At 72.7% G+C, this 20633-nt stretch carries 19 protein-coding genes; 2 read left to right on the forward strand and 17 right to left on the reverse strand.

The window, feature by feature from the left end; all coding sequences use genetic code 11:
- Nucleotides 1-2: 2 nt before the first annotated feature.
- The 13 genes from secD to pgsA form a co-directional block, all read right to left on the reverse strand.
- The gene (gene secD, locus PUR61_RS28180) at nucleotides 3-1832 is read right to left on the reverse strand and encodes a protein translocase subunit SecD (RefSeq protein ID WP_380355381.1); all 1830 of its coding nucleotides are present in this window, start codon (nucleotides 1830-1832) and stop codon (nucleotides 3-5) included.
- Nucleotides 1833-1976: 144 nt separating this feature from the next.
- Entirely contained in the window at nucleotides 1977-2384 is a 408-nt protein-coding gene (gene yajC / locus PUR61_RS28185) for a preprotein translocase subunit YajC (RefSeq protein WP_329882256.1), read from the reverse strand.
- Between the two features lie 247 nt (nucleotides 2385-2631).
- Complete coding sequence (ruvB, locus tag PUR61_RS28190) at nucleotides 2632-3708, reverse strand: Holliday junction branch migration DNA helicase RuvB (protein ID WP_329882258.1); 1077 nt, start codon at nucleotides 3706-3708, stop codon at nucleotides 2632-2634.
- Between the two features lie 162 nt (nucleotides 3709-3870).
- A complete protein-coding gene (ruvA, locus tag PUR61_RS28195) occupies nucleotides 3871-4482 on the reverse strand; it encodes a Holliday junction branch migration protein RuvA (protein ID WP_329882259.1) in 612 nt (203 codons plus the stop codon).
- A complete protein-coding gene (gene ruvC, locus PUR61_RS28200; RefSeq protein WP_329882260.1) occupies nucleotides 4479-5078 on the reverse strand; it encodes a crossover junction endodeoxyribonuclease RuvC in 600 nt (199 codons plus the stop codon). The genes ruvA and ruvC overlap by 4 nt, the downstream gene beginning before the upstream one ends.
- A 157-nt stretch (nucleotides 5079-5235) precedes the next feature.
- Nucleotides 5236-5994: a YebC/PmpR family DNA-binding transcriptional regulator gene (locus PUR61_RS28205; protein WP_329882261.1), complete on the reverse strand. Its 759-nt coding sequence runs from the start codon at nucleotides 5992-5994 to the stop codon at nucleotides 5236-5238.
- A 107-nt stretch (nucleotides 5995-6101) separates the two neighbouring features.
- The gene (gene pdxT / locus PUR61_RS28210; RefSeq protein ID WP_329882262.1) at nucleotides 6102-6719 is read right to left on the reverse strand and encodes a pyridoxal 5'-phosphate synthase glutaminase subunit PdxT; all 618 of its coding nucleotides are present in this window, start codon (nucleotides 6717-6719) and stop codon (nucleotides 6102-6104) included.
- Between the two features lie 89 nt (nucleotides 6720-6808).
- A complete protein-coding gene (gene pdxS, locus PUR61_RS28215) occupies nucleotides 6809-7720 on the reverse strand; it encodes a pyridoxal 5'-phosphate synthase lyase subunit PdxS (RefSeq protein ID WP_329882263.1) in 912 nt (303 codons plus the stop codon).
- A 323-nt stretch (nucleotides 7721-8043) separates the two neighbouring features.
- Nucleotides 8044-8589, reverse strand: coding sequence for a hypothetical protein (locus PUR61_RS28220; RefSeq protein WP_329882264.1), 546 nt, complete (start codon nucleotides 8587-8589; stop codon nucleotides 8044-8046).
- 29 nt (nucleotides 8590-8618) lie between these two features.
- The gene (locus PUR61_RS28225; protein WP_329882265.1) at nucleotides 8619-8987 is read right to left on the reverse strand and encodes a 5-carboxymethyl-2-hydroxymuconate Delta-isomerase; all 369 of its coding nucleotides are present in this window, start codon (nucleotides 8985-8987) and stop codon (nucleotides 8619-8621) included.
- 102 nt (nucleotides 8988-9089) lie between these two features.
- Nucleotides 9090-10274, reverse strand: coding sequence for a glycosyltransferase family 4 protein (locus tag PUR61_RS28230; RefSeq protein WP_329882381.1), 1185 nt, complete (start codon nucleotides 10272-10274; stop codon nucleotides 9090-9092).
- A 42-nt stretch (nucleotides 10275-10316) separates the two neighbouring features.
- Nucleotides 10317-11279 carry a phosphatidylinositol mannoside acyltransferase gene (locus PUR61_RS28235; RefSeq protein WP_329882266.1) on the reverse strand — a complete coding sequence of 321 codons (963 nt, stop codon included), beginning with the start codon at nucleotides 11277-11279 and terminating at the stop codon, nucleotides 10317-10319.
- Between the two features lie 15 nt (nucleotides 11280-11294).
- Nucleotides 11295-11942 carry a phosphatidylinositol phosphate synthase gene (gene pgsA / locus PUR61_RS28240; RefSeq protein WP_327683718.1) on the reverse strand — a complete coding sequence of 216 codons (648 nt, stop codon included), beginning with the start codon at nucleotides 11940-11942 and terminating at the stop codon, nucleotides 11295-11297.
- Nucleotides 11943-12199: 257 nt separating this feature from the next.
- Between pgsA and PUR61_RS28245 the strand changes: the two genes are divergently transcribed.
- Complete coding sequence (locus PUR61_RS28245) at nucleotides 12200-14254, forward strand: elongation factor G-like protein EF-G2 (protein WP_329882268.1); 2055 nt, start codon at nucleotides 12200-12202, stop codon at nucleotides 14252-14254.
- A 75-nt stretch (nucleotides 14255-14329) separates the two neighbouring features.
- Here the strand turns inward: PUR61_RS28245 and PUR61_RS28250 are convergent, their stop codons facing one another.
- Nucleotides 14330-14797, reverse strand: a complete 468-nt coding sequence (locus PUR61_RS28250; protein ID WP_329882269.1) for a thiol-disulfide oxidoreductase DCC family protein — start codon at nucleotides 14795-14797, stop codon at nucleotides 14330-14332.
- A 204-nt stretch (nucleotides 14798-15001) separates the two neighbouring features.
- On the opposite strand from PUR61_RS28250, the gene PUR61_RS28255 reads away from it, so the two are divergent.
- On the forward strand, nucleotides 15002-16648 hold the full coding sequence (locus PUR61_RS28255) for a hypothetical protein (protein WP_329882270.1): 1647 nt from the start codon (nucleotides 15002-15004) through the stop codon (nucleotides 16646-16648).
- A 65-nt stretch (nucleotides 16649-16713) separates the two neighbouring features.
- On the opposite strand, the gene PUR61_RS28260 is transcribed toward PUR61_RS28255, so the two are convergent.
- The 3 genes from PUR61_RS28260 to PUR61_RS28270 form a co-directional block, all read right to left on the reverse strand.
- Nucleotides 16714-17274 carry an HIT family protein gene (locus tag PUR61_RS28260; protein ID WP_329882271.1) on the reverse strand — a complete coding sequence of 187 codons (561 nt, stop codon included), beginning with the start codon at nucleotides 17272-17274 and terminating at the stop codon, nucleotides 16714-16716.
- Nucleotides 17275-17353: 79 nt separating this feature from the next.
- The gene (gene thrS / locus PUR61_RS28265) at nucleotides 17354-19333 is read right to left on the reverse strand and encodes a threonine--tRNA ligase (RefSeq protein ID WP_329882272.1); all 1980 of its coding nucleotides are present in this window, start codon (nucleotides 19331-19333) and stop codon (nucleotides 17354-17356) included.
- Nucleotides 19334-19432: 99 nt separating this feature from the next.
- On the reverse strand, nucleotides 19433-20605 hold the full coding sequence (locus tag PUR61_RS28270) for a hypothetical protein (RefSeq protein WP_329882273.1): 1173 nt from the start codon (nucleotides 20603-20605) through the stop codon (nucleotides 19433-19435).
- Nucleotides 20606-20633 lie beyond the last annotated feature (28 nt).

Raw genomic sequence — 20633 nt, forward strand, 5'->3', positions numbered from 1 at the left:
TGTCAGGCCCCCTTCACGGCGGCGGAGGACGAGGGGGTGCGACGACGGGTGCTGCGCAGCGGCGGGCGGGCACCCAGCCGCTTCGGGTCCAGGCCGGACCACGGGTGGCCGTCGGAGAAGAACTTCCGGCGCGCCAGCAGCGTGATCAGCGGCTTGGTGAAGAGGAAGATCACCACGACGTCGAGCGCGGTGGTCAGGCCCAGCGTGAACGCGAAGCCCTGCACCTTGCCGACCGAGACCACGTAGAGCACGGCGGCACAGAGGAACGAGACGAAGTCCGACACCAGGATGGTGCGCCGGGCGCGCGGCCAGGCACGCTGGACGGCCGGCCGCAGCGGGGCCCCCTCGCGGACCTCGTCACGGATGCGCTCGAAGTACACGATGAAGGAGTCGGCGGTGATACCGATCGCGACGATCGCACCGCAGATCGCCGGCAGGTTCAGCGCGAAGCCGATCCCGGCGCCGAGCAGGCTCATGATCGAGTAGGTCAGGGCCGCCGAGACGAGCAGGCCGGCGATCGAGACCAGGCCCAGACCCCGGTAGTAGACCAGCGAGTAGAGGACCACCAGGACCATGCCGATCAGGCCCGCGACCAGACCGGCCTTCAGCTGGTCGCCGCCGAGCTGCGGGGAGACGGTGGTGACGTCGCTGGTGGCGAACTCCAGCGGCAGTGCGCCGAAGCTCAGCTGGTTGGCGAGGCCCTGCGCCTCGGACTGGGTGAAGCTGCCCGAGATCACGGCCGAGCCGCCGGGGATGGCGCTGCGCACGTACGGGTGGGAGACGACCTGGCCGTCCAGCACGATGGCGAACTGGTTGGTCGGGTCGGGCTGGGTGGCCAGCTGGCCGGTGACGGCGGTGAAGGCGTCGGTGCCCTTGCCGTTGAACTGCAGCTGGACCTGCCAGCCGCCGCCCTGCTGGGTGTCGATGCTGGCCTGCGCCTTGGAGACGTCCGCGCCGAAGACCGCGACCGGGCCGAGAGCGAGCTTGTAGAAGATGCCGTTCTCGTCCTTCTGGGTGCAGGCGACGGCCGGCGCACCCTCGGACTTCTGGTGGTTCTGGCGCTGCTCGGGCTTGGTGCAGTCGAGCGCGGCGAACTCGGCGGCCAGTTCCGGCGGCACCGTGCCCGAGGTCATCGCGGCGGAGAGGTCCGGCGTGACGGGGGCGGTGGCGGGGGCACTCGGGGTACCGGTCGCGGCGGCGCCCGTGGCGGCCGCGGACGGGGTACCGGTGGCCGCGGCGCCGGTGGCGGCAGCGGTCGGGGTGGCGTCGGCCGCGAGGGCCTCGCCGACCGGCCGGCCCTGCTTGGTGGCGCTCGCGCTGGGCGCGGCGGCCGTGGTTCCGGCCGAGGCCGACGCGGCGGCGCTCGGGGTACCCGTGGCGCTCGGGGCGGCGCTGCCGCTCGCCGAGGGGGTCGCGGACGGCGCCGGGGCCTGGAGGCCGCTCGGAGCGAGGGCGAGGACCGGGCGGAAGTACAGCTTCGCGGTGGATCCGACCTGGTCGGCCGCGGTCTGCTTGTCACCGCCCTTGGGGATGTTGACGATGATGTTCTGGTCGCCCTGGGTCTGGACCTCCGCCTCGGAGACACCCATCCCGTTGACCCGCTGCTCGATGATCCCGGTGGCGATGTCCATGTTGGACTTGTTGATCGCCTTGGGGTCGGTCGACTTCGCGCTCAGCGTGATGCTGGTGCCGCCTGCGAGGTCGATCCCGAGGCGGGGCTTGGTGTGACCCGTCCCGAACATGAGGGCGACCAGTCCGACGGTGACGACCAGGATGAGGGCCAGCGCCCTCCCTGGGTAGCCGTCGCGCGGGCGCGACTTGGGTGTTGCCACCTTGCTCGTTTCTCCCTGTCCATGCCACTTCCCCCCACCGGACCCCGCCCTGCGCGTGGCTGGACGGGGTGTGGCGGAACTGCGGCCCTGAGTCCTGTGGGCTCGCGGCGATTCGCCGCGCGGCCGGGCGGGTGCCCGACCGTACTACTTGCTCGCGGGAGCCCCGCCCTCGGCCTCGGCCTTCTCGGCGCCGTCCTTGCTGAGCGACAGCGGCTTCTCGTCCGCCGGCTCGATCTCGGCGTCCTCGTCGGAGGCCTCGGACAGCTCGTCGTCGACCGGGCGGCCGTTGATGATCGCGTCGTACTCCGCGGGGTCCAGCACGGCGGCGATCGCGCTCTTGGTGAAGTAGGCGACCACGCCGGGCGCGATCTCCAGCTCGACGGTCTCGTCGTTGACCGCCTTCACCTGGGCGTACAGGCCGCCGATGGTGCGCACCCCCGCCCCTGGCTCCAGCGCGGTCTGCATCTTCTGCATCTGCTGCTGGCGCTTCTTCTGCGACCGGAACATGAGCACGATCGCGATGATCGGGAGGAGAAGGATGATGAGGTTCACTGCAGCCAGGGTCCTTAGCGGGCCGCCGGCCGGCGGCCTGTGTGGTATTGGTCGTCCCGTCGGGTGAGAGGGGCGGTCCGGCGGAGTCTAGGCGACCCCGAACTGATCGGACAACGCCAAGCATCGCATCCTGCCGCCGAAAGTGGCGACCCTCCGCCTGCACAGTTTCCCGGGACTTCCCCCACGACTTCTCCGACTGCCCCCGGCGCGGGCGTGCACGGTGCACACACGCTCCGACCTCACCCGTTCAGCCCTGTTCCGGCCGGAAAAGGTCCGGTTGTGCCGGTACGGCCCCCCTGGTGGTCTGGACCGGCGGGGTGAGACCGAGGTGCTGCCAGGCGGCGGCGGTGGCGATCCGCCCGCGCGGTGTCCGGGCCAGCAGACCCTCGCGGACCAGGAAGGGTTCGGCCACCTCCTCGACCGTCTCGGACTCCTCCCCCACCGCGACGGCCAGGGTCGACAGCCCGACCGGGCCGCCGCCGAACAGCCGCAGCAGCGCGTCCAGCACCGCACGGTCAAGCCGGTCCAGCCCGCGGGCGTCGACCTCGTAGACGTCCAGCGCGTGGCGGGCGATCTCCACCGTGACGACGCCGTCGTGCCGGACCTGGGCGTAGTCGCGGACCCGGCGCAGCAGCCGGTTGGCGATGCGCGGGGTGCCCCGGGAGCGGCCGGCGATCTCGGCGGCGCCGGCCGTGTCGATCTCGACGTCCAGCAGGGCGGCCGAGCGGTGCACCACGCGCTGGAGCTCGGCCGGGGCGTAGAACTCCATGTGCCCGGTGAAGCCGAACCGGTCACGCAGCGGCGGCGGCAGCAGTCCGGCCCGGGTGGTGGCGCCGACCAGGGTGAAGGGCGGCAGCTCCAGCGGGATGGCGGTGGCGCCCGGGCCCTTGCCGACGATCACGTCGACCCGGAAGTCCTCCATCGCCATGTAGAGCATCTCCTCGGCGGGCCGGGACATCCGGTGGATCTCGTCGAGGAAGAGCACCTCGCCCTCGGTCAGCGAGGAGAGGATCGCCGCGAGGTCACCGGCGTGCTGGATCGCCGGACCGGAGGTGATCCGGATCGGTGCGCCCAGCTCGGCGGCGATGATCATCGACAGGGTGGTCTTGCCCAGCCCGGGCGGACCGCTGAGCAGCACGTGGTCAGGGGCGGCGCCACGCTGACGGGCGGCCTGGAGCACCAGTGACAGTTGCTCGCGCACCCGCTCCTGGCCGATGAACTCGTCGAGCTGCCGGGGCCGCAGCGCCGCCTCGACGGCCTGGTCCTCACCGTCGGCGGCTCCCGCCACGAGCCGGTCGGTCGGGTCGGAGTCGTACGGGCTCATGCCCTCTCCCCGCTCCGCTCGCCGGCGGTGTCACCGGCGCCCCTCTGGGTGGTTCGCGCGCTCACTTGGTGCGGGCTCCAATGTCGACAAGGTGACAGGTGGTCAGATCGGTAGGGCGGTAGGGCGGTAGGGCGACCGCGGGTCCCCGGTCGGCGTGCCCGGTCAGCGCGCCCGGTTGAGCGAGCGCAGGGCGGACCGCAGCAGGGTGCCGACGTCCGGGACGGCCTGTGCCTCGGCCTCCGGGGTGACGACGGTGACCGCCTCGTCCGCCTCGCGCGGCGCGTAGCCGAGGCCGACCAGGGCCGCGTGCAGCTGCTCGCCCCACGGCGCAGGCCCGGTGGCGATCGGCTTCTGCGCCGGGACGCTGCCGTGCGGGGCGCCCAGCTTGTCCTTGTACTCCAGCAGCAGCTTGGCGGCCTTGGCCTTGCCGATACCGGGGACGGCGATCAGCGCCTTCTCGTTGCCCGCGGCGACGGCGGTGCGCAGCGCGTCCGGGCTGTGCACGCCGAGCATCGCCTGGGCGAGCCGGGGTCCGACACCGGGCGCGGCCTGGAGGATCTCGAAGACCGCGCGCTCGTCGTCGTCGGCGAAGCCGTAGAGGGTGAGCGAGTCCTCCCGGACGACCAGCGAGGTGGCGAGCCGTGCGGGCTCCCCGGGACGCAGTCCGGCTGCGGTGGCCGGGGTGACCTGGACGGCCATCCCCACGCCGCCGACCTCGACGACGACGGTGGAGCCGCTGATCACGGCCACCGGTCCCTGGACGAAGGCGATCATCGGGCGGCTCCTCGGGTGGGACGGGCGGAGTACGGGCGGGCGGCGGGCGCCTTCGCGGGCGCCGCCCCGGCAGCGGCCGTCTTCGGGGCCGCCTTGGCGAGCGCGGCGGCGATCCGGTCGGTGGCGCCGCCGCGCCAGATGTGGCAGATGGCCAGCGCCAGCGCGTCGGCGGCGTCGGCCGGTTTGGGCGGGGCGTCCAACCGCAGCAGCCGCTGCACCATGGCGGTGACCTGGGCCTTGTCGGCCCGGCCGGAGCCGGTCACGGCGGCCTTGACCTCGCTCGGCGTGTGCAGGGTGACCGGTATGCCGCGCCGGGTGGCGCAGAGCATGGCGACGGCGCTGGCCTGCGCGGTGCCCATCACGGTGCGCACGTTGTGCTGGGCGAAGACCCGCTCGACGGCGACCAGGTCGGGCCGGTGCTCGTCGAGCCAGCTCTCGATGCCCTGCTCGACCAGCAGCAACCGGTGCCCGATCTCGGCGTCGGCCGGCGTGCGCACCACCCCGACCCCGATCATCCGCAGCGGCCGGCCGGGCGCGCCGTCGACCACGCCGACCCCGCACCTGGTCAGCCCCGGGTCCACACCCAGTACCCGCACTCCTGCCCCGCCTCTCGCTAACCCGCCGCTCGTCCGCGGGCACTGCGACCCGCCGCGACCGGCGGCAACCTGCGAAGGCTACCGCCCGGGTCGGACAACGGCTCGAACGACACCGGCCCGGTGGTCGTGGGACCACCGGGCCGGGACGTGGGTCCGATCACTCGGCGTCGAGCTGCGCACCGACCTCGTCGCTGATGTCGAAGTTGGCGAAGACGTTCTGCACGTCGTCGCTGTCCTCCAGGGCGTCGATCAGCTTCAGGATCTTGCGGGCGCCCTCGACGTCCACCTCGACCTGCATGCTCGGGAGGAAGTTGGCCTCGGCCGAGTCGTAGTCGACGCCCGCGTCCACCAGGGCGGTGCGGACGGCGACCATCTTGGAGGCCTCGGAGACGATCTCGAAGGAGTCGCCGAGGTCGTTGATCTCCTCGGGCTCCTGGTCGAGGACGACCTCGAAGAGCTTGTCCTCGTCCACGCCGTCCGCCTTGGGGACGATCACGACGCCCTTGCGGGTGAACAGGTAGGACACCGAGTTCGGGTCGGCCATCGAGCCGCCGTTGCGGGTCATCGCCACGCGCACGTCGGAGGCGGCACGGTTGCGGTTGTCGGTGAGGCACTCGATGAGCACCGCGACGCCGTTCGGGCCGTAGCCCTCGTACATGATCGTCTGGTAGTCGGCGCCGCCGGCCTCCAGGCCACCGCCGCGCTTGACGGCGCGGTTGATGTTGTCGATCGGGACCGAGCTCTTCTTGGCCTTCTGGATGGCGTCGTAGAGCGTCGGGTTGCCGGCCGGGTCGGGACCGCCGGTGCGCGCCGCCACCTCGATGTTCTTGATCATCTTGGCGAAGAGCTTGCCGCGCTTGGCGTCGATCACGGCCTTCTTGTGCTTGGTGGTAGCCCACTTAGAGTGGCCGGACATCGCCAGCTCCTTTACGTCGCCAAAGGGAAATGAACAGATGAGATCTTACCGGTGCCGCCACCGGTCCCTCGCACACGGTCACCGGTGGACCGTCACGCGGCGGGCGGTCACGCGGCGGCGAGGTGCTCCTCGACCATCCGCACGAAGTAGGCGTGCACCCGGTGGTCGCCGGTGAGCTCGGGGTGGAACGAGGTGGCCAGCAGGTTGCCCTGGCGCACCGCCACGATCCGGCTCTCCGGGCCGTCGGCGGCGGGCAGCTCGGCCAGCACCTGAACGCCGGCGCCGACCCCCTCCACCCAGGGGGCGCGGATGAAGACGCCGTGCACCGGCGCGTCGTCCAGACCCTGGAAGACGACACCCGACTCGAAGGACTCGTTCTGCCGCCCGAAGGCGTTGCGGCGCACGGTCATGTCGATGCCGCCCACCGTCTCCTGGTCCTCGCGCCCGTCCAGGATCTTGTCGGCCAGCATGATCATGCCCGCGCAGGTGCCGTACACCGGCATGCCGGCGGCCACGCGCTCGCGCAGCGGGTCCATCACGCCGAACAGCAGCGCCAGCTTGGACATCGTGGTGGACTCCCCACCGGGGATCACCAGGGCGTCGACCCCGGCCAGCTCCTCGGCACGGCGGACCGGGCGGGCCAGCGCGTCGGCCTCGGCCAGCGCGACCAGGTGCTCGCGGACGTCACCCTGCAGGGCGAGGACGCCGATCACTGGAGTGGACACTCTCACTACCTCTTCAGACTCTCGTTCGGACGACGCGCAGCGGCCCGCCGCGCAGATGGTCACACCGCGCGGCGGGCCGTCCGGCGGGACTACCAGCCGCGGTTGGCGTAGCGCTCGCTCTCCGGCAGGGTGTCGCAGTTGATGCCGACCATGGCCTCGCCCAGGTTGCGGGAGGCGTCGGCGATGATCTTCGGGTCGTCGAAGAAGGTGGTCGCCTTGACGATCGCGGCGGCACGCTTCGCCGGGTCACCCGACTTGAAGATGCCGGAGCCGACGAAGACGCCCTCGGCGCCCAGCTGACGCATCAGCGCGGCGTCGGCCGGGGTGGCCACACCACCGGCGGAGAACAGCACGACCGGCAGCTTGCCGAGCTCGGCGACCTCCTTGACCAGCTCGTACGGGGCGCGCAGGTCCTTGGCGGCGGCGAACAGCTCGTTGTTGTCGAAGCCGCGGAGCCTGGCGATCTCGTTCTTGATCTGGCGCAGGTGGCGAACGGCCTCGACGACGTTGCCGGTACCGGCCTCACCCTTGGAGCGGATCATGGCCGCGCCCTCGGCGATGCGGCGCAGCGCCTCGCCCAGGTTGGTGGCACCACAGACGAAGGGGGTCGTGAAGGCCCACTTGTCGGAGTGGTTGACCTCGTCGGCCGGGGTCAGCACCTCGGACTCGTCGATGTAGTCGACACCGAGCGACTGCAGGACCTGGGCCTCGACGAAGTGGCCGATCCGGGACTTGGCCATGACCGGGATGGAGACCGCCTCGATGATCTCCTCGATCATGTTCGGGTCCGACATCCGCGCGACGCCGCCGTCCTTGCGGATGTCCGCCGGGACCCGCTCGAGCGCCATGACGGCGACAGCGCCGGCGTCCTCGGCGATCTTGGCCTGCTCGGCGTTGACCACGTCCATGATCACACCGCCCTTGAGCTGCTCGGCCATGCCGCGCTTGACCCGGGCGGTACCGATCTGCGGCTGGTCTGCGGTGGTGGGGGTGGTGGACACGTGAGACCTCACTCGAAGATGAACCAGTGCTATCGCCCTATGGTAGGCGGAAGAAACGGCGCCTCCATGCGCCACCCGGTCCAGCCCGACCGTCGGGTTACGACAAACAGGCCGGATCCGGCCCCCCGCTCCGACGGGCTAAAGAGCGGACACCCGGACGTGTCCGACACGCCCCGCAAAGAACCGTCCGGGAAGAGGTGTCCGGAAAGGGACACCCCTAGGAGCCCCCCTGCGGGATGCCTTCCCGAGGGCGCCCCGAGGCCCCGGCCCCGGGGGAACCGGCCCCGCAAGGCGCGCGCGAGGCCCCCCGCCGACGGCCCGCCCTACGAGGGCGAGCCCTCCGGCGTCAGCGCCGCCGGCGGCGCGTCGTCCATCTCGAAGGCCATCGGGAACGGGGCCTTGCCCGCGAGCCGGAAGTACCTCACCAGCCGGTGCTCACGCACCGCCCGGGCCGCCCGCACCGCGTCGTTGTGGAACCGCCGCGCCATCGGCACCCGCCGCGCCGCCGCCGTCAGGTCCTTGACCGCCTCCTCGCCGCCCGGTTCGGCCACCAGCACGGCGACCTGCTCCGGGTCGGCGAACACCGCCCGCAGCGCCAGACTCAACTGGCTCTCCGCCACCTCGCGCTGCTCGTCCTCCGCCTGCCGGGCCGCGTGCGCGGCGTCCAGCAGCAGCAACGAGGCCGCCGGGTCCAGCAGCGAGGACGTGGCCAGCTCGACCGCCACCGACGCCCGGCGGACCAGCTGCGCGTCCAGCGCCGCGCGGGCGGCGTCGATCCGGGCGTGCAGCCGGTCCAGCCGGCCGGCCGTCCAACTCAGATACATGCCGAACAGCACCACGGCCACGCCGGCCCAGATCCAGGTAGTCACGGGGCGCTACGCTACCGGGTGCTCCCGGTTCACCCCTCGATCGCCGTGTTGCGGTACACCTCGCGGTCCATGTCCCGGACGTCCACCGCCAGGTGCAGCCGCTCCCCCGGCGCCGGCGCGACGTGCTCGGCCAGCAGCGCCAGGACCCCCTCGGTGAGCGCCGTCTTCGCCTCCGGGCCGCGCCCCGGGAAGATCGCGAACTGCACGAACACCTGCGCCTCGGGGCGCTCGCTCTCCCCCACCACGATCTCCGGATCGTTCCGGCGGAAGATCGTCTTGCACCCCTCGGGCTTCGCGGCGATCGTCTCCACCGCCAGCCGGTTGATCGCCAGGCCCAGCGCCCGGCGGTCGAAGGAGCCGTCCAGGCTCGGCGAGTAGTCGACGGAGATCTGCGGCATCGGATGCCTCCAGTACGCGGGAACGGGTCTGGCAGACCCTAACCGCGGCAGGCCCCCGGGCAATCCCCGCACCGGGCCCGGACCGGCCCCGGTGCCCCGGGCTCAGTCCCGGGCCAGCCCGAACCGGCCCCACCGGCCGCCGCGCTCGTCCGCCTCGACCACCGCCGCGGCCCCCGACGCCACCGTCTCGTACACGGCCAGGATGTCCGCGCCCACCGTCGACCAGTCGAACCGCCGCACGTGCCGGGACGCCGCCCCGCTCAGCTCCCGCAACCGCTGCGGATCCGCCAGCAGCCGCAGCGCCGACCGGGCCAGCGCGTCCGCGTCCTCCACCGGGAACAGCTCGCCGGCGTCCCCGCCGTCCAGCACCTGCTTGAACGCGTCCAGGTCGCTGGCGAGCACCGGCGCACCCGCCGACATCGCCTCGACCAGGATGATCCCGAAGCTCTCGCCGCCGGTGTTCGGCGCCACGTACAGATCGACGCTGCGCAGCAGCCGGGCCTTCTCCCGGTCGCTCACCATGCCGAGGAACTCCACCTGCGCCCGGACCTCCGGCGCCAGGCCCGCGGCCGCCTCCTCCTCGTCGCCCTTGCCCGCCACCAGCAGCCGCACCCCCGGCCGCTCGGCCAGGATCCGCGGCATCGCCGCCAGCAGGGTCGGCAGGCCCTTGCGCGGCTCGTTGATCCGGCCGACGAACCCGATCGTGCCGGGCTCCCCGCGCTCCGCCCCGCCGGTCCAGCGGTCGTCCGGCTCCGCCTCGGCGAAGAACCCCACGTCCACGCCGTTCGGGATCACCACCGCGTCGCCGCCCAGGTGCTCCACCAGCGTCCGGCGCGCGTACTCGCTCACCGCGATCCGGGCCCGCATCTTCTCCAGCCCGGGCTGGAGGATCGGCGAGGCCGCGATCATCGCCCGCGACCGCGGGTTCGACGTGTGGAAGGTGCCCACCATCGGCCCGGACGCCGACCAGGCGGCCAGCATCGACAGGCTCGGCGCCGCCGGCTCGTGCACGTGCAGGATGTCGAACCGCTCCTCGTGCAGCCACCGCCGCACCCGGGCCGCCGACAGCAGGCCGAAGCTCAGCCGCGCCACCGAGCCGTTGTACGGCACCGCCATCGCCCGACCCGCCGAGACCACGTACGGCGGCAGCGCCTCGTCGTCCTCGGCCGGGGCCAGCACCGACACCGCGTGGCCCAGGCCGATCAGATGCTCGGCGAGGTCCCGGATGTGGAACTGCACCCCGCCGGGGACGTCCCAGTCGTACGGGCAGACGATGCCGATCTTCACAGGTCTCCTCATGCTCCTTCGGGCGGGCCTCCGGGCGGGCCGTCAGGCCCCGGAGGCCTCGGCGGTGGGCTCCTCGACGGGACGACCCACCGGACGGGCCGGTGCCCCCACCGTCTCACGGACGGGCAGGTCGGCCAGCCAGAACCGTTGCAGCATGTGCCAGTCCTCGGGGTGCTCGCGGATCGCGTCCTCCCAGACCGCCGCCATCGCCTGCGTCATCACCCGGGTCTTCTCCTTGCGGTCGCCCTCGGCGGGCACCGCGATCTCCGGGTGGATCTGCGCCCGGAGCATCGTGCCCTCGTACCAGAGCGACACCGGCATCAGCGCCGCACCGGTCCGCTGGCAGAGCGCCGCCGGGCCCGCCGGCATCCTGGTCGCCTCGCCGAAGAACGACACCTCGACGCCGGCCTCGGACAGGTCACGGTCCCCCACCAGGCAGACCAGCTTCCCCTCCCGCAGCCGCCGCGCCAGCGTGCCGACCACGTTCACCGAGCCGCCGGTCAGCGCCAGCACCTCCATGCCCAGGCTCTCGCGGAACGCCACGAACCGGTCGAACAGCCGCTCCGGCTCCAACCGCTCCGCGACCGTCGTGAACGGGAAGCCCTCCAGCGCCACCCAGGCGCCCGCCAGGTCCCAGTTGCCCATGTGCGGCAGCGTGATCACCGCGCCGCGCCCCGACTCCAGCGTCTCCCGCAGCTGGTCGAAGCCGTCCACCCGGACGTCCCGGGCCACCCGCTGCCGGCTCCACACCGGCAGCCGGAAGGACTCCAGCCAGTACCGCATGTACGAGCGCATCCCCGCCCGCGACAGCTCCCGCAGCTGCGCCTCGTCCGCCCCCGGGCGCACCCGCAGCAGATTCGCCTCCAGCTGCAGCACCCGCGGGCCGCGCCGCCGCCACGCGTAGTCCGCCAGCCGGTCGAACAGCCCTCGCGCCACCGGCTCGGGCAGGTGCTTGAGCACGCCCCAGCCCGTCGCGTACGCCGCGTACACCAGTCGGTCCTTCACCGCAGGCCCGCCCCTTCAGCTCCCGGCCGCCACGCGGTCCGCCTCGAACGCCTCACGGCGCACGGTCACCATCCGCTGGACCACCGTCACCAGGCTGCCGGCCGCCACCAGCCACAGCGCCACCGGCAGCAGCCACTCCACGTACGGCACCCCGAACGTGGCCAGACCCGCCACACCGGCCGCCACCAGGCTGATCACCAGCCGCTCGGCCCGCTCCACCAGTCCCGAGACGTCACAGGGCAGCCCCTGGCTCTCGGCCCGGGCCTTGGTGTACGACACCACCAGCCCGCTCGCCAGGCAGAACACCGCCACCGCGCAGAGCAGGTCGTTGTCACCCTTGCCCGCGTACCACATGGCCAGACCGCCGAAGACCGCCGCATCGGCGACCCGGTCCAGCGTCGAGTCCAGGAACGCCCCCCACTTGGTGGACCGCCCCAGCTGCCGGGCCATGTTCCCGTCGACCAGGTCCGAGAAGATGAACAGCGTGATCGTGACGGTGCCCCAGAAGAACTCCCCCCGCGGGAAGAACACCAGCGCACCCGTCACCGAACCGGCCGTACCGACCAGCGTCACCGTGTCGGGACTCACACCCAGCCGGATCAGGAACGCGGCGAACGGGGTCAGGACACGTGTGAAGAAGGCACGCGCGTATTTGTTCAGCATGGCCTTCCGGACCGCTCCGATCTGCCTGGTACCCGCCTGCGGCCAGAGTGCGCGGCAGACGACCGAATGGATCAGCCCACCCGGCGCACCCATGGTAGCCACGCCGGGGAACCGACCCCGCCCACGCACCGCCCGACCGGCCCCCGTGTGCCCCCGGCACCGGCCGTCCCGGCACCCGCACCCCGCCGACCCGGCGCGCGCGGACCGTCGCACCTAGACTTTCACCGTCAGTCTCGGCGCGACGGGAGGAGACCCCGATGCCCGACCGCAGCACCGCCCGAGCCGGCCAGGCACCCGCCGTGACCGGACCTCGCGACCTGCGCAACGTCGTCCTCATCGGCTGCGCCGGCGTGGGCAAGACCACCCTCGCCGAATCCCTCGCCCACGCCGCGGGCTCCGTCGGGCGCCCCGGCCGCGTCGCCGACGGCACCACCGTCGCCGACCACGAGCCCGTCGAGCACCAGCAGCAGCGCTCCGTCCAGCTCTCGGTCCTCCCCCTCGCCTGGAACGGCGTCAAGATCAACCTGATCGACCCGCCCGGCCACCCCGACTTCGCCGCCGAGCTGCACGCCGCCGTGCACGCGGCCGACGCCGCCGTGTTCGTCGTCTCCGCCACCGACCCGGTCACCGCCCCCACCCGCGCCCTCTGGCGCGAGTGCGCCGCCGAGGGCATCCCCCGCGCCATCGCCGTCGCCAAGCTCGACGTCGCCCGCAGCAGCTTCGACGACATCCTCGCCGCCTGCCACGACGCCTTCGGTCTCGGACCCGACACCCTCCGGCCGCTCTTCCTGCCCGTCCACCACGACGGGCACCCCGACGGCAGCGTCGACCTGCTCACCGGCCACACCTACGGACGGACCGAGCCGCTGCCGGACACCGCCCCGGCCCGCGAGAGCCTCGTCGAGGCCATCTCCGGCCAGGACGACACCCTCATGGAGCGCTACCTCTCCGGCGACCCCCTCGACACCGACGCCCTCGAAGCGGGCCTGCGCCGCGAAGTCCTCGCGTGCGCCCTCCACCCCGCCGTCCCCACCAGCGAGAACGGCCTCGGTGCCACCGAACTCCTGGACCTGATCGCCGCGTCCTTCCCGGACCCCACCGAACGCACCCGCCCCGCCCCCGAGTGCGACCCCGACGCCCCCCTCGCCGCCCAGGTCGTCCGCGTCACCGGCGACGCCTACGTCGGCCGGATCAGCCTCCTCCGGCTCTACGCCGGCACCCTGCGCCCCGACACCCGGATCCACCTCGCCGGCCCCGACCACCCCGCCGACCAGGACACCGAGGAGCGCGTCACCGCCCTCACCAGCCCCTTCGGCAAACTCCAGCGCCCCGTCCCGCACGCCGTCGCCGGGGACCTCGTCTGCGCCGCCAAGCTGACCACCGCCCGGGCCGGCGACACCGCCCACGACCCCGGCCACCCCGTGAAGCTCGACGGCTGGACCCTCCCCGAACCGCTGCTCCCGATCGCCGTCGAGGCCCACAGCAAGGCCGACGACGACAAGCTCTCCCAGGCGCTCACCCGGCTCGCCGCCGAGGACCAGGCCCTCCGGCTGGAGCAGAACCCCGACACCCACCAGCTCGTCCTCTGGTGCACCGGCGAGGCCCACGCCGAGGTCGTCCTCGACCGCCTCCGCACCCGGCACAACGTCCACGTCGACACCGTGGAACACCGGGTGGCCCTGCGCGAGACCTTCGGCACCGCCGCCGCCGGCCACGGCCGCCTCGTCAAGCAGTCCGGCGGCCACGGCCAGTACGCCATCTGCGAGCTGGAGGTCGAACCCCTGCCGGCCGGTTCCGGCTTCGAGTTCAAGGAGCACGTCGTCGGCGGCGCCGTCCCCCGGCACTTCATCCCCTCCGTGGAGAAGGGCGTCCGCGCCCAGCTCGCCAAGGGCGTCTCCACCGGACACCCGCTCGTCGACATCCGGGTCACCCTCACCGACGGCAAGGCGCACTCCGTCGACTCCTCCGACTCGGCCTTCCAGACCGCCGCCGCCCTCGCCCTGCGCGACGCCGCCGAGCACGCCGTCATCCGGCTGCTCGAACCCGTCGCCGCGGTCGGCATCCTGCTCCCCGACGACTACCTCGGCGCCGTCCTCGGCGACCTCTCGGCCCGCCGCGGCCGCGTCCTCGGCACCGAGACCGCGGGCCCCGGCGTCACCCTGCTCCGCGCCGAGGTCCCCGAGCTCGAACTCGCCCGCTACCCCGTCGACCTGCGCTCGCTCACCCACGGCACCGCCGGGTTCAGCCGCGCCCACCTGCGCCACGAACCGATGCCCGCCGCGCTCGCCGCCCGCTTCACCGGGAAGGACTGACCACCGAAACGCGCAGGCCGAGTCGGCGGGCCGAGCGCCGGGGCGGGCCGCCCCGGTCCGCCGGCCGTCGGCCCGTCAGGCGTCGGTGTCGCCCCGCCCGTCGGGCGCGGCGGCGGCCGGGCGCTGCGGCAGTGCACAGGCCGGCGTCCCGCCCGGCATCCGGTGCCGGTTCCTCGCCACCCACCGGTAGGCCAGCGCCGCGACCGGCCGCACCGGCGCCGACGCCAGGACTCCGCCCAGGTAGGCCCACGCCCCGCCCGAGCGCAGCAGCAGCCGCGCCACCGCCTGCGCCCCGCCGTAGACGCGGCCGGCCGGGGTCACCCAGAGCAGCTCGCGCTCCGCGCGCTCCCAGGACACCTCCCCGCGCCCCCCGGCCGCCCCGTCCAGGCCGGCGAGGTCCGCGAACTGGAACGGCACCGCGTCCCAGCCGCCCGACGCCAGGGTCTGCCGCAGGTACCGCTCGGCCCAGTTCTTGCAGGTCGTGCAGAACGCGCAGTCCCCGTCGAAGACCAGCACCGGATCCCTCACCACCACGTTGTTCATACCGTCATCGTGCACCATCCGACGCCGCCGCCGGCGGACAGGGCAGCCGGGGTCCGCCCCGGCGCATCGCGCTCCCGAAACCTGGGCATCATGCCCCACAGGTCCACCATGGCCCGATCGTGACGGCACTTCAGACGATCATCCACACAGCGGCACCACGGCACGGTAATCTGCCGCAGGACAAGGGGAGGAGGGGACGCCACCGTGACGACACTCGACATGACCCCGGGTGCGCAGATACCCCGGACCGACGTCGGCCCGCAGACCGCCGGCACGCAGGCACTCTCCTCGGCCGCGTACCGCGACGGCAAGCTCGCCGACGACGCCGGCAAGCTCGACGGAGCCACCGCGAAGAAGGGCCGCTTCGCCCTCTTCGCCCCCAACTTCGGCGAGGCCTTCAGCAAGGCGCTCATCTCCCGCGCGCTCGGCGGCGACCGCAAGCCCCTGGTCCCCGCCTTCGGCGTCGAGACCCGCCAGGTCGTCGAGCACTGCCTCGCCGCCGAGGAGATCCGCCGCAACCGCGACCGGCAGCTGTCCACCATCTCCGTCGTCACCGGCGTGCTCTGCCTGCCCGGCGCCCTCGTCTGGCTGGGCGCCTTCCAGCTCCGTGCCTGGCTCCGGCGCGACAACCCCAAGAACGCCGGCGTGTACGGGGCCGTCGTCCTCGTCCTCGTCGCCGCCCTCGCCGCCCTGCTCGCGATCAAGCCCCCGGTCGGCGGCGTCCTCGGCATCTACCTGCGCCTGGTCATGCTCGCCCCGGTCATCGGCTGGTACCTCGCGAAGCGCATCGTCGAACGCACCGCCGTCGACCTGCGCGCCCGCTGGCTGCAGCTGGTCGAGGGCAACGCCGTCGCCGCGACCGTCCCGATGGCCGTCCCGCGCGACGACCTCGACAAGAAGGCCGCCGACCTGCGGGCCAAGCTCGGCCGGCTGGACTCCGAGCAGGAGACCAACATCCAGCACTACGCCGGCCCCAAGGGCATCCTCGGCGTCGGCCGCCGCTGGGGCGAGTGGAAGCTCATCGACACCCTGCGCCCCGCCGAGGGCCAGATCGACTTCCGCCAGTTCCACCCCTGGGACCTCGTCCGGAAGATCTCCGGACACCTCAAGTCGCTCGGCATCAGCGAGGTCGCCAACAGCGGGATGCCCGGCGTCCGGGTCAAGCAGTGGGTCGTCTTCGAGGTCGGCGAGAGCGCCGACGAGATCAGCCGCCCCGGCGGCGCCGACATGGACGGCGACCACATGCGCGACTTCGCCGTCCAGGCGGTCGCCGACAAGCAGACCTTCGGCGGCGGCCCCCGCCACTACCTCGCCACCCAGTTCATCACCCACGACGGCAAGCTCGTCCTGACCTTCACCGTCACCGTGGTGCTGCTCGCCAACACCCTCAACATCACCGTCGCCGGCTACGCCCTCGGCCCGATCAACGGCTTCTTCTTCGACAAGCCCAAGGCCAAGGAGAAGTCGGTCGCCAAGACCGTGCGGTTCTGGGAGGAGCGCACGGTCAAGCTCCCGCTGATCGACAACGACGAGGTCGTCCGGCAGGCCGTCCGCGCGCCCTTCTACCGGATGCCCGCCCTGCTCGGCTGGCTCGGCGGCGGCCTCGGCCTGCCCGAGCCCTTCGGCCTGCGGCACATCTGGGCCGGCCTGCCGTGGGGCACCCGCACCATGGCCGACAACGCGCTCAACTCGGCCCACCCGGTGCTCGGCGCCGTCCACACCGCCACCCTGGAGTTCCTCGCCGAGCACGACCTGGACACCGACCGCGCCTTCAAGGGCCGCGCCGCCGGGCTCAAGGCCGAGGCCCAGGGCAGCCGCCCGTTCAAGGTCGACCACTACGACGCCGGCTGACGGCCGCACCGGGCACGACGGGGCCCTGCCGACACACGGTCGGCAGGGCCCCGGTCCGTCCCGGCTCAGTCCTGCGGCCAGGCCTCCGCCAGCATCTTGCGGGTGTCCGCCAGCAGTTGCGGCAGCACCTTGGTGTGGCCGACCACCGGCATGAAGTTGGTGTCCCCGCCCCAGCGGGGCACCACGTGCTGGTGCAGGTGCGCCGCGATCCCGGCACCTGCCGCCGTCCCCTGGTTCATCCCGATGTTGAAGCCGTGCGCGCCCGAGGCCGCGCGCAGCGCCGTCATCGCCTTCTTGGTGAACACCGCCAGCTCGGCCGTCTCCGCCTCGTCCAGCTCGGTGTAGTCCGCCGCGTGCCGGTACGGGACCACCATCAGGTGACCGCCGTTGTACGGGTAGAGGTTGAGCACCGCGTACACGGAGCCGCCGCGTGCGACGACCAGCCCGTCCTCGTCGCTCAGCGACGGAATCGAGCAGAACGGGCAACCGTCGTCCGGAGCCGGGCCGGTGGGCTTGTTCTCGCCCTGGATGTAGGCCATCCGATGGGGGGTCCACAGGCGGCGGAAGCCGTCCGGCTCGCCGACGCCCCGCTGCAGTTCCGGCTCAGTCGTCATGCTGATCAGCATATTCGCCCGGCCGTTCTTGCAAAGCAGCGCGGGGCAGACTCCCGAGGAGCCCGCCCCGCGCTCACGCGTGACCGTGGTGTCACACCTGGATGCGGCGCTCCACGGCGTCCACGATCTCGGCGACCGCGTCGGCCACCGGGACGCCGTTCTTCTGCTCGCCGTTGCGGTAGCGGAAGGACACCGCACCCGCCTCGACGTCGTCGTTGCCGGCGATCAGCATGAACGGGGTCTTGCTCTTCTGGGCGTTGCGGATCTTCTTCTGCATCCGGTCGTCCGAGGTGTCGACCTCGACCCGGATGCCGCGCTTCTTCAGCTCGGCCGCGACCTCCAGCAGGTACGGCACGTGCTCGTCGGTGATCGGGATGCCGGTCACCGTGACCGGGGCCAGCCACGGCGGCATGGCACCGGCGTAGTGCTCCAGCAGCACCGCGAAGAACCGCTCGATCGAGCCGAACAGCGCCCGGTGGATCATGACCGGCCGCTGGCGCGAGCCGTCCGCCGCGGTGAACTCCAGGTCGAAGCGGTCGGGCAGGTTGAAGTCCAGCTGGATGGTGCTCATCTGCCAGGTACGACCGATGGCGTCCTTCGCCTGCACCGAGATCTTCGGGCCGTAGAAGGCCGCGCCGCCCGGGTCCGGCACCAGCGGCAGGCCCTGCTTCTCGGCCACGGCGGCGAGGACGGCGGTGGCCTCCTCCCACGCGTCGTCCGAGCCGACGAACTTCTCCGGGTCCTTGGTGGACAGCTCCAGGTAGAAGTCGTTCAGGCCGTAGTCGCGCAGCAGGTTGAGCACGAAGGTGAGCGTCGAGTCGAGCTCGTCGGCCATCTGCTCACGGGTGCAGTAGATGTGCGCGTCGTCCTGGGTGAAGCCGCGGGCGCGGGTCAGGCCGTGCACCACGCCGGACTTCTCGTACCGGTACACCGTGCCGAACTCGAAGAGACGCAACGGCAGTTCGCGGTACGAGCGGCCACGCGCGTCGAAGATCAGGTTGTGCATCGGGCAGTTCATCGGCTTGAGGTAGTAGTCCACGCCCTCGTCGAGCTGCATGGGCGGGTACATGCCGTCCGCGTACCAGTCGAGGTGGCCGCTCTTCTCGAAGAGCTTCCCCTTGGTGGCGTGCGGGGTGTAGACGAACTCGTAGCCCTCCTCCTCGTGCCGGCGGCGCGAGTAGTCCTCCATGGCGCGGCGGATGATGCCGCCCTTGGGGTGGAAGACGGCGAGGCCGGAGCCGATCTCCTCGGGGATGGAGAAGAGGTCGAGCTCGCTGCCGAGCTTGCGGTGGTCGCGCTTGGCGGCCTCCTCCAGGAACTCCAGGTGCGCCTTGAGCGCGTCCTTGGTCGGCCAGGCGGTGCCGTAGAGGCGCTGGAGCATGGGGTTCTTCTCGCTGCCGCGCCAGTAGGCGGCGGCCGAGCGCATGATCTTGAACGCCGGGATCATCCGGGTCGACGGCAGGTGCGGGCCGCGGCAGAGGTCGCCCCAGCACAGCTCGCCGGACTTCGGGTCCAGGTTGTCGTAGATGCTCAGCTCGCCGGCGCCGACCTCGACGTCGGCACCCTCGCCGGCGGTGGCGGCGGAGCCCTTGAGGCCGATCAGCTCCAGCTTGTACGGCTCGCCGGCCAGCTCCTCGCGGGCGGCCTCGTCGGTGACCACCCGGCGGGAGAACTTCTGCCCGCGCTTGATGATCTCCTGCATCTTCTTCTCGACGGCCTTGAGGTCATCGGGGTGGAACGGCTTCTCGACGTCGAAGTCGTAGTAGAAACCGTCCTTGACCGGCGGGCCGATGCCGAGCTTGGCCTCCGGGAAGAGCTGCTGCACGGCCTGGGCCATGACGTGCGCGGTGGAGTGGCGCAGGATGTCGAGGCCGTCCTTGCTGCCGATCTCGACCGGCTCGACCTCGTCGCCGTCCTGAACGGCGTACGCGAGGTCCTTGAGCTGGCCGCCGACGCGGGCGGCGATGATCGAACGGTCGTCGGCGAAGAGCTCGGCGGCCGTAGTACCCGTGGTCACCACGCGCTCTTCCCGATCGGGTTCGCGGCTGATGATTACCCGGACGTCCGTCACCGGTCTCTCCTGACGTGCTGGATTCATAGGGCGCAACACTTCGCTGCGCGTGACGATGGTACCGAGACCGGTGGCCCCGCCGTCACCTCCGTATCCTCCCTACCCGTCGCCCAGGGTCTTGAGCAGCCGCTCCCGCTCCGCCTCCTCCAGCCCGCAGGGCTCCAGACCGGTGGGCCGGGTGAGCCGGCGGAAGCCGCCGCGCCGTTCGAGCCGGCCGCTGATCTTGACCGGGGTGCCGGCCAGGTGGGCCTCGGCGGCCAGCCGGTAGGCGGGATCGGGCAGGCGGACCTTGACCTCGTCGACCTCGGCGCCGCCGAGCACCCGCAGGCGGACGCTGCCGGGGCCTGCCGGGTCGGCGCGCTTGAGCCGGACGACGACGCCGACGACGGTGACGGCGACGGCGGGCTCGATGCGTTCGAGCAGCTCCGCGGCCTCCGCGAGGGCGGGCAGGTCGCCGGGTGAGAACTCCAGGGCGATCCGGCGGTCGCCGAAACCGCCGGGGGTCCCGGCGGCGGCCGACCAGGCGACGGTGAGCCGGCTCGCGGTGGCGCCGCGCACCAGCTCCTCGACGGATTCGACCAGCTCGCGGCTGACGCCGGACTGGACGGCGTTCTCGAAGGCCTCCGCACCGCCGCTGACCCGGCGGTAGTCGACGGCGTCGCGCAGCGCCTCCAGGGCGCGAACCAGGGTGGTGACCGCGGCCCGGCCCTCGGGGGCGGGGGTGTAGGCGGTGAGGCCGGGGCCGCCGGAGACCACCAGGACGCGGTCGAGGAAGTCCCCGGCCCAGCTGTCGAGGCGGGCTCCGAAGTACGCGGCCCGGGTGCGGCCGGCCTTGGCGCCGGCCGCGAGCATGGCGCGCGCCGCCCGCTGAAGCCGTTCGGTGTCGTCCCAGGGCACCGTCGCGGGAGCGGAGCCCGGCGGGCCGGCGAGGTCACGGCGCCACTGGAGCTCGTCGCCGGGGACGGCCAGGGCGAGCAGGATCGCGCGGGCGGAGGGGCTGGCGGAGCGGGAGAGCGCGGTGACGGCGTCGGCGAGGAGGTCGACGGCGTCGTCGAAGCCGTCACCGGCGGGGACGATCAGGCTGGTGCCGGGGTCGGTGCCGTCGGGGGGCGTCCAGCGGCCGTACCGGGCGGAGGGCCCGCCGCGCCGGACCCAGCCGTGCCGGGCCAGCAGGGTGGCGAGCACCGCGGGGTCGACGGCGGCCGGGTCGGGCAGCGCCCGGGCCTGCGGCTCGCCGGGACCGGGGCGCAGTGGCCCGTGGGGCAGTGTCATGGTGCGGCTCCTCCCGGCCGGGGGCCGG

The organism is Streptomyces sp. BE20, from assembly GCF_036322525.1.
In the GTDB taxonomy this organism is placed as follows: domain Bacteria; phylum Actinomycetota; class Actinomycetes; order Streptomycetales; family Streptomycetaceae; genus Kitasatospora.